The 13,439-nt window shown below is 33.3% G+C and carries 12 protein-coding genes; 8 read left to right on the top strand and 4 right to left on the bottom strand.

Annotated elements, in window-relative coordinates:
* Nucleotides 1–28: 28 nt before the first annotated feature.
* The 7 genes from ACXAFS_RS13525 (at nt 29) to ACXAFS_RS13495 (ending at nt 5,221) form a co-directional block, all read left to right on the top strand.
* On the top strand, nt 29–1,954 hold the full coding sequence (locus ACXAFS_RS13525; RefSeq protein WP_475307597.1) for a leucine-rich repeat protein: 1,926 nt from the start codon (nt 29–31) through the stop codon (nt 1,952–1,954).
* A gap of 234 nt (nt 1,955–2,188) precedes the next feature.
* A complete protein-coding gene (locus ACXAFS_RS13520) occupies nt 2,189–2,527 on the top strand; it encodes an avidin-fold protein (RefSeq protein ID WP_475307596.1) in 339 nt (112 codons plus the stop codon).
* 12 nt (nt 2,528–2,539) lie between these two features.
* Nucleotides 2,540–3,004: a GNAT family N-acetyltransferase gene (locus ACXAFS_RS13515; protein WP_475307594.1), complete on the top strand. Its 465-nt coding sequence runs from the start codon at nt 2,540–2,542 to the stop codon at nt 3,002–3,004.
* A 48-nt stretch (nt 3,005–3,052) separates the two neighbouring features.
* The gene (locus ACXAFS_RS13510) at nt 3,053–3,460 is read left to right on the top strand and encodes a GNAT family N-acetyltransferase (RefSeq protein WP_475307593.1); all 408 of its coding nucleotides are present in this window, start codon (nt 3,053–3,055) and stop codon (nt 3,458–3,460) included.
* Nucleotides 3,460–3,879 carry a GNAT family N-acetyltransferase gene (locus ACXAFS_RS13505; RefSeq protein WP_475307592.1) on the top strand — a complete coding sequence of 140 codons (420 nt, stop codon included), beginning with the start codon at nt 3,460–3,462 and terminating at the stop codon, nt 3,877–3,879. The genes ACXAFS_RS13510 and ACXAFS_RS13505 overlap by 1 nt, the downstream gene beginning before the upstream one ends.
* Nucleotides 3,880–3,892: 13 nt before the next feature.
* Nucleotides 3,893–4,234 carry a hypothetical protein gene (locus ACXAFS_RS13500; protein WP_475307590.1) on the top strand — a complete coding sequence of 114 codons (342 nt, stop codon included), beginning with the start codon at nt 3,893–3,895 and terminating at the stop codon, nt 4,232–4,234.
* A 6-nt stretch (nt 4,235–4,240) separates the two neighbouring features.
* The gene (locus ACXAFS_RS13495; protein ID WP_475307676.1) at nt 4,241–5,221 is read left to right on the top strand and encodes a gliding motility protein GldB-related protein; all 981 of its coding nucleotides are present in this window, start codon (nt 4,241–4,243) and stop codon (nt 5,219–5,221) included.
* A 274-nt stretch (nt 5,222–5,495) separates the two neighbouring features.
* Here the strand turns inward: ACXAFS_RS13495 and ACXAFS_RS13490 are convergent, their stop codons facing one another.
* The 4 genes from ACXAFS_RS13490 to ACXAFS_RS13475 all read right to left on the bottom strand — a co-directional run bounded on the left by ACXAFS_RS13490 (nt 5,496) and on the right by ACXAFS_RS13475 (nt 11,718).
* Nucleotides 5,496–5,822: a hypothetical protein gene (locus ACXAFS_RS13490; RefSeq protein ID WP_475307589.1), complete on the bottom strand. Its 327-nt coding sequence runs from the start codon at nt 5,820–5,822 to the stop codon at nt 5,496–5,498.
* A 163-nt stretch (nt 5,823–5,985) separates the two neighbouring features.
* Nucleotides 5,986–6,357 (bottom strand): VOC family protein, encoded by a 372-nt coding sequence (locus tag ACXAFS_RS13485; RefSeq protein WP_475307588.1) that lies wholly within the window; start codon nt 6,355–6,357, stop codon nt 5,986–5,988.
* Nucleotides 6,358–6,371: 14 nt separating this feature from the next.
* Nucleotides 6,372–9,215 (bottom strand): M16 family metallopeptidase, encoded by a 2,844-nt coding sequence (locus ACXAFS_RS13480; RefSeq protein ID WP_475307586.1) that lies wholly within the window; start codon nt 9,213–9,215, stop codon nt 6,372–6,374.
* Between the two features lie 22 nt (nt 9,216–9,237).
* Entirely contained in the window at nt 9,238–11,718 is a 2,481-nt protein-coding gene (locus ACXAFS_RS13475) for a M14 family metallopeptidase (RefSeq protein WP_475307585.1), read from the bottom strand.
* A 117-nt stretch (nt 11,719–11,835) separates the two neighbouring features.
* On the opposite strand from ACXAFS_RS13475, the gene bshC reads away from it, so the two are divergent.
* Entirely contained in the window at nt 11,836–13,434 is a 1,599-nt protein-coding gene (gene bshC / locus ACXAFS_RS13470) for a bacillithiol biosynthesis cysteine-adding enzyme BshC (RefSeq protein ID WP_475307583.1), read from the top strand.
* Nucleotides 13,435–13,439 lie beyond the last annotated feature (5 nt).

Below are 13,439 nucleotides of genomic sequence, written 5' to 3'. Positions count from 1 at the left end.
TTTACCATAACCTTTAATCTTTTATATTATGAAAAATTTTACACGCTTTCACGAACACTTAAGTAATAGATGTTACGTGAGTAAAAAACAGCTACTTCTTTTAATGACACTTTGTTTATCTGCAATTGGTTTTTCCCAAACAGTTGGTGATCAATTTATAGATAATTTTATAACCTATGAGATTACTTCAATAACACCAAATACTGTTAGGACTATGAATTATGACACTACTGGTGGTACTGAGGTTGATATACCAGAAACAGTAAGCAACAATTCGTTTAGTTTTACTGTTACTAGAATAGAGGCTAGTTCTTTTTCAAGTAACCAACTAACAAAAGTAACCATTCCAAATACAGTTACATCTATTGCTGGTTCTGCATTTTTTAACAACCAGCTTGCAAGTGTTGTTATCCCTAGTAGTGTTACATTAATTCAAGCTCAAGCCTTTGGAGGTAATAATTCTTTGACTTGTGTAATTTCTGAAGCGACCACTCCTCCAACTATTTTTGATGGAGGTGCTGATTCTTTTGGAACAAGAAGTAATATAAATGTGGTCGTACCTAACGGGACAAGTACAGCTTATGCAAATGCTACTTGGACAGGTTTTCAATCACTTACAGAAGAATTAAGTGTTAATGACACCTTCGTTACTGATTACATAACTTACACTGTTACTTCAGGAAATCCTGCTATTGTAGAGGTTACAGATTATGATACCTCTGGTGGCACTGTTGTAGATATTCCTGAGACAGTTACTGCAAGTTGTAGTAAAGAGTACACGGTTACGGAAATTGGTGCTGGTGCTTTTTCGCAGAAGCAATTAACAAGTGTTACTATCCCTAATAGCATTACCAATATAAAATATAACGCGTTTAATAATAATCTATTCACAAGTATTATAATACCAGAGAGTGTTACCAATATAGGTAATCTGGCTTTTGGTGTGAATAATTTAAGTACAATTATTGTGTTAGGGATTACACCACCTACTATAACCACAGGTGGTGGTCAAGATACTTTTGCAAACTCTAGCCGTAGCAATATTAATCTAGTTGTAATTAATAACGCTACAGATGAGTACGTTACAGACGCTGGCGCATTATGGACGGGATTTAAAATGGTTTTTGAAGCAACGTCTCCGACAACTGTAGAAGTTTCTCATTACGACCCAGCAAATGGTACTAATGTGGTTATACCAGCAACTGTTACCGCAGGTTCTAATGTTTTTGATGTGAATAGAATTGATGATTCAGCTTTTGAAAACATTGGTTTAACTGATGTTACAATACCTAATAGTGTTACTGAAATTGGAATATCAGCATTCGAGTTGAATAGCTTAACAAGTGTAACTATACCAGATAGCATTACACTTATTGGTACAGCTGCCTTTGCAACTAATTCTATATCAAATCTAACATTAGGTGCTAATGTTACGGATATTGGTATTGGAGCTTTTATAGGTAATAGTTTAACTGATGTTACTATTCCTAGTAATGTTACTTTTATTGGCTTGTTAGCATTTGGTAATAATCCATTAGCTAGTGTAACGTCATTTGCAGCAACACCACCAACCATTACTACTGGTACTAACGATACATTTGCTTTTGATAGAAGTAACATACACTTACACATTCCACCTGGTACAATGGGAGCATATGTTACTGATCCTGGAGCTTTATGGACTGGTTTTAACCCAGTAACTGAAGACGCTTTAAGTATAGATGACTTTGAATTGTCAAATACCGTAAAAGTTATTACTTCAACTGATGCTCTAGAAATTATTTCAGATAATAGCTTGCAACTTCAAAATTATACTGTGTATTCAATTTCAGGAATGGAAATAGTGAGAGGAAAAGAAAGTAATATACCTACAAACGCTTTTGCCAAAGGTGTTTATATATTAAGAATCAATTTTAATATAGGAACAGTGACTAAAAAAGTAATTATAAACTAATTGAAATTTATTTTGAAATATAAGTTAGAATTGTTCTTGCTGATATTCTACACTATAATTTTCCTATGGTTTGTTTTGTAGTGTTGTTAGTTAGTTAAACGAGAGATTGAGCAGTAATGTTAGGGTTATTTACTGCTCTTCTTTTTTTAATCTATAATATTTTCAATTGTTTACTTAAGAATTGTTTAAAAAAACTAAATTGTTAAATGAATATCAATCTGCACTAACCAAAAAATGATAAACTACAATAAAAAAACCTTTGTGCCTGTTATTAATTCAGAAAATGGTGAGACCTCTAGCGAAACCTTTTTTCTTTACAAACAGGTAGGCAACATTATAACCTCAGAGTATTCAGGCGGAAAAATAAAGAAAGGACACCTTATTGGACTTGTAGATGAATTCGGAAACATAGAAATGCGTTACCATCAAATTAATGAAAATGGAGAATTGATGACCGGAAAATGTAAATCAAAACCAGAAATTCTAGAGAATGGAAAAATTCGATTGTACGAAAGCTGGCAATGGACATCTGGTGATAAATCAAAAGGAGAATCTGTAATTGAAGAAGTTTAGCTATTATTTAAAATGAAAATTGAAAGATGTACAACTTTTGACTACAATCAAATACTTGAAAACATAGTAGGGTTTTGGGGAAGTGACAGGACTTTGTGTATGCATCATCCTATGTTCGTACAAGAATTTGGTAATACAGCTTATGTAATAAGAGAAAAAGATAAGGTGATTGCCTATTTGTTCGGGTTCTTGTCACAAACATCTTCAACTGCTTATGTACATCTAATAGGTGTTCTCAAATCAAAACAAAACAGGGGAATTGGTACAAAACTTTATAATAACTACATAAGTTATGCTAAACTCAAAGGTTGTTCTAAACTCAAAGCCATTACAACACCAACCAATGTGTCTTCAATTAATTTTCATAAAAAAATAGGAATGAGTCTTGTCGGTAATAAAAACTCTGATGGTATTGAGGTCGTAAAAAATTATTCTGGAAATGGACAAGACAGGATAATATTTTTAATGGATATATAATTGAAACTAAGAATGCCTGTTTTAAAATTGAAAAAATAACCGCTCATTATGATTACGTATCAAAACGAAATTAATTTATCTGCTCTTGAGTTTAAAGAGCTACTCATTAATTCAACACTTGGTGAAAGACGACCAGTTAAAGATTTCTCAAGGATAAAAGCAATGGTCCAAAATGCTAATCTAATTATTACAGCTAGAGATGGAAACAAATTAGTTGGTGTAGCAAGATCAGTAACAGATGTTGTGTATTGCACATACCTTTCAGATTTGGCAGTAGATTTAAAGTATCAAAAACGAGGCATTGGTAAAGAATTGATTAGGCTAACCAAACAAGCTACACCACAAGCCACAACTATTCTTTTGGCAGCACCAAAGGCGGTCGATTATTATCCTCATATAGGAATGACGCAACACAATGCCTGTTTTTTGTTAACTGATGAAACCGATTTAAAATAATGGAAGTACAAATAAATCCTGATTTAAACACCATTAACTGGAAAGACATTTCAGCACTGTTCCAATTTGTAAATTGGGGAATCCGACAGCCAGAAGATATCAAAAACGCATTTAAAAAAAGCTCTGTAAGCTGTTTTATAAAAGATAAAAGCAGAGTAGTTGGGTTTGGGAGAACAGTAGATGATGGAAAATATTATGCATTGTTAGTAGATGTGGTTGTTCATCCAGAATACCAAAAAAACGGCATAGGAACACAAATAGTTAATGAAATAAAAAATAGATTAAACGATTATAATTTTATCACCTTAACAGCTGCACCAAACAAGGAAGGTTTTTATGAGAAACTAGGATGGAAAAAGCAGAAATCGGCTTACATCTTTCCTAAAGATGAAAAGCAACGTTTAGAACATTGCGAGTAATAAAAATCTGAATATGAAAAACCAATTCGTCATTATAATCTTAGTACTAGCTGTGTTTTCTGCGTGTCATAATGCTTCAAAAGAAAAGCAAAAAGAAAATAATGTCATTACAACAGACATTACTAACTTTTGGAATGCTTATGACCAAATCATCACAACCCAAGATTCTGTATTACAATATAAGTATTTAGATAGTTTGTATTTAGATAAGGGAACTGTAGGTTTAGAAGGTATTATAGAAGCAAGAAGATATACAGCAGAAGAATATATAAATGCCATTAATACCTATCCGATATTTTGGAACTCAATTAGAGAAAATACATTACAAGCAGATAATATTAGCACACAATTGTAAACTGGTATTGAAAAACTAAAAACTATCTATCCAGAACTAAAACCCGCAAAAATCTATTTCTCTATCGGTGCATTCCGTACACCAGGAACAACCGTAGATAGTTTGGTACTTATTGGTTCTGAATTAGCCATGGCAGATGCTAATACCATAACAAGTGAATTTCCTAAAAATCTGGCACATTTAAAACCCTATTTTGCTACAGACCCCAACAAGAATTTAGTGTTTTTAAATATCCACGAGTATGTGCATACCCAACAAAAACCTAGAGTTTATAATTTACTGTCTTCTGTAATATATGAAGGTGTTGCAGAGTTTGTAACAGTAAAAGCATTAAACCAACCATCACCTAATCCACAAATTGAATTTGGAAAATACAATGCTAAACGAATTAGGGAAGTCTTTGAAGATGAAATGTTTTATGTAGCTAATTTTAATAAATGGCTAAATAGTGACGCACCTAATGAATTTGGAATGCGAGATTTAGGCTACTATGTTGGCTATCAAATTTGTGAAAACTATTATAACCAAGCAGAAGATAAAAAAGCAGCTATAAAAACGATGATAGAGCTCGATTACGAAAACGAATCCGAAATTGAAACGTTTGTAAAAAAATCTAATTTTTTTTCAATGTCTTTAGATGAATTAGAGCAAAATTTTGAAGACACAAGACCAACAGTCGTCGGCATTAAGCAATTTGAGAATAATAGCCAAAATGTTAATCCAAAACTAAAAGCCATAACCATAAAGTTTTCAGAAGCTTTAGATGGCTATCGCACTAGTGTAGATTTGGGTAGTTTAGGAAGAGATGCATTTCCAAAAGGAACTTTAAATGGCAGAAAATGGGCAAAAGATAACAGGTCTTGGACAATTCCTGTTGAGTTAGAACCCAATAAAACCTATCAAATATTTATAACTAATAACTTTAGGACACCAGACAATAGGCCTTTAAAACCTTATCTCATTGAGTTTAAAACAAGAAATAGATAAAATAACTTCTATATGAAAAAAGTATTACCAATTTAATATTTATCATAGTTCGTTGTAGTAATACAGATAAAGCCTTTAAGGTAGAAAGCGATGAAGTTATTAAGTTATTTAATGGAAAAGATGCTATCTAAAAAATTAAAAACTGAAGTGACATTTTCATGTTTTATGTTTCTTATAAATATGAAGGATGCCATAAAACATAATAAACTACAGATTTTCTTATTGACTTTTTACTCTTTTATTTTAGGTGTGATTTGGTATTTTATCTTTTAACTTATTTAGGAGGAAGGCTGTTGACATAAGAGAAACTTTGTTCAAAATACTTAACCATTAGACCTTTTTTGCCCCAAAGTAATTCAGGAACTAAAACATAGTCTCTCATTTTAGCACCATAGGAATAATAATGACCTGTATTATATTGTTCCATAAATTTAACAGCTTCTTCCTTGGGTAAGCGAATACCAATTTCACCAGCTTTGTTTAGTAAGGTAAACATATAACCGTTGGACGAGGTGTAAATCATCTTTTTGCCTTTGCGCTCAAAACCATTGCAGGCTTCTACTATATCATCATATATTTTTAATGTGTCTTCCCAGTTCATTATTCGTTTTTCAATTTAATAGAGTTTGTCACTTCGAGTGATTCCGAATTATGAGGAATTGTATCGAGAAGCATTTAGTTAAGTTGTTCTCGATACAAATTTTTCTCATTCTAATCGAAAAATCCACTCGAACTGACGTCTGAAATTATATTGAATATACAATTTAAATATGTTGATCTACTAAAATAGCATTACCATCAGGATCTAAAACTACAAAACTTGCAGGTCCAGTTGTAGATTCGTCGGCTTCACTGGTAAAAGAAATCCCGTTAGATTTTAAATGTTTTTGAATATCACGAACATCATCATGCTCCTCTAATGTTTTAGCATCTTGATCCCAACCAGGATTAAAGGTGAGGATATTATTTTCAAACATACCTTGAAACAAACCTATAAGTGTAGATTCATTTTTCATAATGAGGTAGTTTTTATCCAAATCTCCAGCAAAAACTTTAAATCCTAAGGTTTCGTAAAACGCTTTTGAGGCTTTAATGTCTTTTACAGAAAGACTAACAGAGAACGCACCTAATTTCATATTTTAATATTTTTTTATTCTAAATTTTCTTTACTTTCATTTAGCAATACTGGCTTTCCAAAACCTAAATCTTCTAGTCTATCTAATTGTGTAGCTGCATCACCAACAATTAAGTAAATCATTTGGTTAGGCTTAATATAGTTTTCAATTAATGCTTTAACGTCTTCAACGGTCATGTTTTTTACTATAGCTTCACGTTGTTTAGCGTAGTCATCAGATAGACCATAATTACTGATATTACTCAGCATATCTAATTTAGCACCAAGTGTCTCAAAAGCTCTTGCAGTACTCTTTATGGTATACCCTTTGGTGACTTCCAAATCGTCCTCGTTATAATTTTTTCCATAGTCTTCTAAAATTTCTTTTACAAGACTGGTTGCTTCATAAGTTACATTGGTACGTATACCACTACTTATCGTATATTCTCCAAGATATTTGGACCCGGAAAAGCGAGATCGTATACCATAAGTGTAGCCTTTCCCCTCTCTTAATTCTTGTGTTAGTTGAGATGCAAAACCACCTCCACCTAAGCGATAATTCATTACATTGGCAAGATAAAAGTCTTTATGTGTAGCCTTTAAAGATGGATATCCAAAACGAATTACTGACTGTTTTGCGCCTGGTACATCATAAAAGTAAACGGTTGATTTTTCAGGATACAATGGTAATGGTAATTCTGGGATTGTAATTGATTTTTCTTCCCACTGATTATCAATTTTTCTTAAAGCACTTACAACCTCTTTTTCTGATATGGAGCCAACAACATGGAAATTGGCAAGTTGCGGTGATAAATTTTTATTGTAATAATCTTTTAAATCGATTATATCAATACTATTTACAGAAGTTTCTGTACCTCTGTTATTGTAAGCTAAAATGTTATTCTCTCCATATAGTAATTTTGAATATTCATCAGAAGCTATGGCATTAGGATTGGCTTTACTACGTTGAATACTACTGATGGTACTCTGTTTTAAAAGCTCAAATTCTGTCTCGTCCCAACGTGGTTCTAATAAGATTTCAGTAACCAATTCAATTGTTTTGTTAAAATGTTTAGAAAGTGTAGTGCCCGAAATGATAATATTTTCTTCAGTCGCATAGCTATAAATACTTGCACCAATACTTTCAATCGCGTTCTCAAGTTCCTCTGTGGTTTTGTTTTTTGTGCCTTTTGTCATTAATTCTGCCAAAAGGTTGGATACACCAACTTTATCCTTGTTTTCTAACAGTAAACCACCAGTTATTTGCATTTCAAACTGTACTAGTGGTACTTCATTATTTTCTATACCATAAACCTTAATACCAGATTTCAATTCTTTTTTCCACACCTTTGGAATGTTTAATTCAGGGCTTGGTCCATAAGGTGGTTCTATACTTCTGTCGAAACTACTAGGTGTTTTTTCATAAGTAGCAGCTATGCTTGCATCAAATGTCTCTTCAGCACCTTCAATAATTTTTTCTTCTTTTATATCGGCTAATTGTGAGTTATCTAGCACCAAATTCTTTTGTCCTTTTGGAACAAAACTAGTGGCTACAAAATTTTTGTCTTTTATATATGTATTGTACACACGCATTACGTCTTCTGATGTTACAGCAAGTATATTCTTAACATCTTGATTAATAAAACCAGGATCGCCAGCAAAAATTTCGTATTGTGCTAATTGAAACCCTTTGCCTAAAACACTAGATAATCCTTGGTAAAAATCTGTTTCTTGCCCTGTCTTTATGCGATTCAAGTCTTTTTCGGATATACCATTGAGTTCAAAATCTTTAAGTCCATCTTTTATTGCAGAAGCAACAGTATTTAAGTTGGTTTGGTCAAATGCGGTAACGGTGAGCATTAATTGACCAGCTAATTCTGAGTTGTATTGATAAAAAGAAACGTTATCAGTTAGCTTTTCATCATCAATGAGCACTTTGTTTAAAGGTGCTTTTTTGCCATTAGATAAATAGTTTGTAAGCACGCTTAAAGCATAAGAATCTTTGTGATATTGCGGTACACTTGGCCAAGCCATGGTGAGTCGTGGTGCTCTAGCAAAATTATCTTCGTAGAATAAGCGTTTTGCAGATTTTAAGGTTACTGGTTGTTTTTCCAGTTTGGGAATATCTTCACCTCTTGGAATTTCATCAAAATATTTTTTAACCCAAGTTTTGGTCTGTTCTACATCAATATCTCCAGCAATAGTAAGTGTAACATTGTTTGGTACATACCAGCGCCTAAAAAATTCTTTAACGTCTTCTAAAGTAGCGTTTTGTAAATCTTCAAGAGAGCCTATGACTTCCCAACTGTAAGGGTGTCCTTCAGGATAAAGATTACTGTTTATTACAGCGGAATTATGACCATAAGGTTGATTGTCTACACGTTGGCGTTTTTCGTTTTTAACCACTTGTTTTTCTTTTGCTAAAACTGGTTCTGTAACGGTGTTGATAAAGAAACCGAGTTTATCGGCTTCTGCCCAAATCATTTTTTCTAAGGCATCCTTTGGTACAGTTTGGAAATAATTGGTTCTGTCTCTACTCGTAGAACCATTGGCACCAGAACCTCCAATACGAGCACTCATTTGGTCTAAACCACCTTTGCCTAAATTTTCGGATTCTAAGAATAAAAGGTGCTCAAATAAATGTGCAAAACCAGTACGACCTTCTTTTTCTCTAGCAGAACCAACATGAGCTGTTAGTGCTACAGCTGCAACAGGATCTGATCGATCTACGTGTAGTATAACTTGTAAGCCATTATCTAAAGTGAATTTTTCAAAATCAACTTTAAATTCTGGCGTGGTTTCTTTGGTGTCATTTTGTTTACAAGCTGATATGGCTATTAAAACGAATAAACTTAGAAATAAGGATTTAATTGGTTTCATAATGTATTTTGATTGATGATAATTATAATTCGTATGCGTTATTGTTCACAAAGAAAATGGAGTTCACCAAGAATAATTTTCCGTTTTCCCAAAAACTTCTAAATAAGGTGTTGTCTACAAAATAGATAAAACTACCGTTACCTTTGCGTTCTTCACCAAATACTAAAGTGTTGTCTAAATTGGCTAATGCATCTTTACCAGCAAAACCAGAATATACTTTAGTGTCTGCTAAATGACCAACGTTGTAGCCGCTATCCAATAAATCATAAGCGGAACTCCCTAATTTTAAAGTGAAATAATCTTTGCTGTAACCAAAGGCCATTGGGTGTGTGTTGTCTATTTTAGTTTTAAAGATAGCACCAGTAATAAGATTGTTGGTGTACTCGCGCTCACGTTCTGCATAAGGTGTTAGATTGTCATTACTATTATTGTTGTCAGACGATTTATATTTTAAACTAAAACCATCTTTACCAGCAAAACTTCTAAGTGCACCATCAATAGCAATAATTTTTCCACCAGCTTGTACCCAATCATTAATCTTCTGCATATTATCATCATTTAGCACGCTGCCATAATAGCCATTAGGTATAATAAGCACATTGTATTTGTTGAGGTTGGTTCTGCTTAGATTGTCTGTATTTATAGATGTTAATGGATAATGTAATTGCTGTTCAAAGAAATGCCAAATTTCACCATAACTCAAAGAAGAAGTCCCTTCACCAGAAAGCACAGCAACTTTTTGCTTATTCACTAGCTTAATGTCTGGAGAGCCAATATCTGGTGTTGTTTGAGAAAATCCTGAGTTGATTTGAGTTAAGTGCTGTTCATGTTTCTGCTTGATTTGATTTAGAATCCCAAGAAAATCTTCAAGGTGTTTATTATCTCCTTTTGTGATTATTAGAGAACCTCTATCAAATTTTTCACCATTAGAGGCGAAAGGTTTTTCGGTAAATCTTACTTTAAAATCATGCTTTAGTAGATCTGCTAAAAACTGAGCGTCTTTTAATGAGTTCCATTTGCTTACGTAGCCATAAGCTTTGGCTAATACAGTTGGCATTTTGCTTTCATAAGCCTTAGTGCTGTTGACTTTAGATGTGCTGGCAATAGCATCTAAACCGTAAGCATATGGTACAGACCAAGCTGTAATATCATAAGTTAGTGAATCGTTTAATTTGGCGTTTGGTTCAAACAAAACTTTAACCATTTTGCCTTTTGGTTGATTGGTGTGAATTACTAGAGAATTGGTATCAAACGACATAGTTCCTTGTTTGCCAGTAGCATAATCATAACCTGAAACTTTCCCATTATTGGCATTTTCGAATTCGATATCATGCTTGCTTAACAAGCTTTTAAGGCTGTTCAGTTTGTCTTGGTTACCTTTCACTACATAGCTTTTATATTTTAAATCACTATTGTCAAAGAATTTTGCAAACTCAGTATTTAGTTGTTTTGCATTTTTTGAAGCAATTTCAACCGTTGAAAGTCCTGTAATGGTATGATGTGTTAAACGCTCTACTAAAGTGAGTACATGACCTTCATCGTTTAAAATTCCTAAGCCAGACATGCCATGTCCACCTTGTTCGTAGGTCATTCCAATGGCTCCCATATATGTAGGGTAGGTGTCACCATAACTTGGATAAAACAAATCGAAACGCTCTCTTGTGAAGAATAACCAACCTTCAGCATCAAAATACTTAGCGTGGTTTTTACCAATTTGAGTCTGAAAATCGCGTTGCCAATCGCTAATAATTTCATGGAATGGTTCTGCAGCAGGAGCAAAGTAATACGGCTCATTTGGACCTTGCTCATGAAAATCGACATGAATATGAGGCATCCATTTATTGTAAACTTTTAAGCGTTCTTGAGTTTCAATTTGTGTTGCCCAAGCCCAATCTCTATTCAAATCAAATAAGTAATGGTTTGGTCGTCCTCCTGGCCAAGGTTCTTTGTGCTCACTCGCCTGTTGGTCTATATCATAAGGCGTGCTTTTGGTTTCGTTATACCAGTTTACATAACGATCGCGACCATCTGGATTAATACCAGGATCTATAATAACTACAGTGTTTTCTAACAAATCTTTTCGTTCTGTGAGTAGCTTGTACAGTGTTAACATGGCAGCTTCAGAACTCGACGCTTCGTTACCATGTACGTTGTAGCTTAGCCAAACAATAGCAACATCAGTGTTGGTTGGGTTGCCTTCTAAAAGTCCAGTATTTTTTAAGTTGTTCTCACGGATTGTTTCGAGGTTTTCTATGTTTTCTTCAGAAGAAATGTAAGCTAATACAAGTGCTCTGCGCTCATTTGTAGTTCCGTATTGTTCAATTTTTACATTATTTGGAACAGTGTTAGCTACCGTCTTAAAATAATCGACAACTTGATGGTGACGACTAAATTGTGTGCCAATTTCATACCCTAAAAATGCGCTAGGTGATTGAATATTTTGTGCTATTGTTAAGGTAAAGCAACCAAGGACGACCAATACGACTAAAAGAATTTTTTGCATTAAATACGATGTTTTTTGTTTGAAAGCTAGTAAAGATAGTTCGTGAAATTGAATTAACTAAAAATTAGCAGTTAAAAAATAGAAGTAACTTATCTTTATGCCATAATTATGATTTTTATGCCAACTGACTGTATTCCGTTTAGAGCAACCGGATATTTCTCTGATTTTATTTGTGATTATTTAGATCAAAAACCTGAACTAAAACCATTATATCATCGTTTTCCAACCATAGAAAACTTTAAAGCACAGATTGAAGAAAAGTCAAAAAATGGTCACCTTGATCACAGTCGAAAGGTTCTTTCTGAAACTTTGAAAAATCAATATGCTAGTATTGAAGCTTCAGAATTAACTCTAAATAACATTGAAAGCTTAAAATCTGAGCATACATTTACCATTACTACAGGTCACCAACTTAACCTGTTTACAGGTCCTTTGTACTTTCTTTATAAGATTATTTCAACGATAAATCTTACTGAAGAATTAAAATCAGCATATCCTGATTACAATTTTGTACCTGTTTATTGGATGGCTTCCGAAGATCATGATTTTGATGAAATTAATTATTTCAATTACAAAGGGAAAAAGATTCAGTGGAATTCTAACCAAACAGGAGCTGTTGGTCATTTTAATACTAGTGGACTAGAGGATGTATATGAAGTGGTTGCGGCAGAATTTGGTTCAGGGAAGTTTGCTGAACAACTAAAAGTTTGGTTCAAAAATGCTTATCTCAATCACGATAATTTAGCAGATGCTACACGATACTTGGCAAATGAGCTTTTTGGTGAATATGGATTGGTAATTATTGATGCAGACGACAGAGAATTGAAGCGGGTGTTTATTCCGCAAATGCAAAAAGAATTGGTTGAGCAATCAGCTTTTAAAACAGTTTCAGAAACCAACAAAACCTTGGAAGATTTAGGGTTGAAAATTCAAGTAAATCCTAGGGAGATTAATTTGTTCTATATCCATGAAGATTTGCGTGAACGTATAGTTTTTGAAGACGATACTTTTAAGGTTATAGAAACTGAGATTACATGGAAAAAAGAAGAACTTTTAAATCATTTGCAGGAATATCCTGAGCGCTTCTCTCCAAATGTAATTATGCGACCTTTATATCAAGAAGTGATCTTGCCAAACTTATGTTATATTGGCGGAGGAGGAGAAATGATTTATTGGTTACAGTTAAAATCTAATTTTAAAGCTCAAGGTGTTGTGCTTCCTATGTTACTGTTGAGGAATTCAGCTTTAATAAAAACAAAAAAACAAGCAGAAAAATTAGAGAAACTCAATATTTCTAATGCTGACTTATTTTCAAATAGAAGCTCCTTTATCAATAAAAAAGTAAGACAGATTTCTAATATTGATGTTGATTTTTCGGATCAGATTAAACATTTAGAACAGCAGTTTGAGGATTTATTCAAATTGGCAGAACAAACGGATCAATCATTTATAGGAGCTGTAAAAGCACAAGAGGTTAAACAAATAAAAGGTCTAAAACATCTTGAAAAACGTTTGCTTAAAGCACAAAAGCGAAAATTAAAAGACGAAATAGAACGCTGTACAAACTTACAAGAGCAGTTATTTCCAGGAAAAAGTTTGCAAGAGCGCAACACTAATTTTTCGGAATTGTATCTAGAATTTGGTGATGCTTTAATCCCAGAATTAAAGAAGCATCTACAACCTTTAAAAGGTGAGTTTACTATTGTTACAATCTAGACTTG

It is taken from the genome of Winogradskyella sp. ABM4_392 (genome assembly GCF_056160445.1).
The sequence above is the reverse complement of the archived record's forward strand: the minus strand, read 5'-3'. Positions and strand labels throughout refer to the sequence as shown.

What these genes read in the sequence shown, in the direction of transcription:
- ACXAFS_RS13515 (WP_475307594.1), top strand. Translation starts at nt 2,540, where the DNA reads ATGAAAATTGAAAGATGTACAACTTTTGACTACAATCAAATACTTGAA.
- ACXAFS_RS13485 (WP_475307588.1), bottom strand. Translation starts at nt 6,357, where the DNA reads ATGAAATTAGGTGCGTTCTCTGTTAGTCTTTCTGTAAAAGACATTAAA.
- ACXAFS_RS13520 (WP_475307596.1), top strand. Translation starts at nt 2,189, where the DNA reads ATGATAAACTACAATAAAAAAACCTTTGTGCCTGTTATTAATTCAGAA.
- ACXAFS_RS13480 (WP_475307586.1), bottom strand. Translation starts at nt 9,215, where the DNA reads ATGAAACCAATTAAATCCTTATTTCTAAGTTTATTCGTTTTAATAGCC.
- ACXAFS_RS13525 (WP_475307597.1), top strand. Translation starts at nt 29, where the DNA reads ATGAAAAATTTTACACGCTTTCACGAACACTTAAGTAATAGATGTTAC.
- ACXAFS_RS13490 (WP_475307589.1), bottom strand. Translation starts at nt 5,822, where the DNA reads ATGAACTGGGAAGACACATTAAAAATATATGATGATATAGTAGAAGCC.
- ACXAFS_RS13505 (WP_475307592.1), top strand. Translation starts at nt 3,460, where the DNA reads ATGGAAGTACAAATAAATCCTGATTTAAACACCATTAACTGGAAAGAC.
- ACXAFS_RS13510 (WP_475307593.1), top strand. Translation starts at nt 3,053, where the DNA reads ATGATTACGTATCAAAACGAAATTAATTTATCTGCTCTTGAGTTTAAA.
- bshC (WP_475307583.1), top strand. Translation starts at nt 11,836, where the DNA reads ATGCCAACTGACTGTATTCCGTTTAGAGCAACCGGATATTTCTCTGAT.
- ACXAFS_RS13475 (WP_475307585.1), bottom strand. Translation starts at nt 11,718, where the DNA reads ATGCAAAAAATTCTTTTAGTCGTATTGGTCGTCCTTGGTTGCTTTACC.
- ACXAFS_RS13500 (WP_475307590.1), top strand. Translation starts at nt 3,893, where the DNA reads ATGAAAAACCAATTCGTCATTATAATCTTAGTACTAGCTGTGTTTTCT.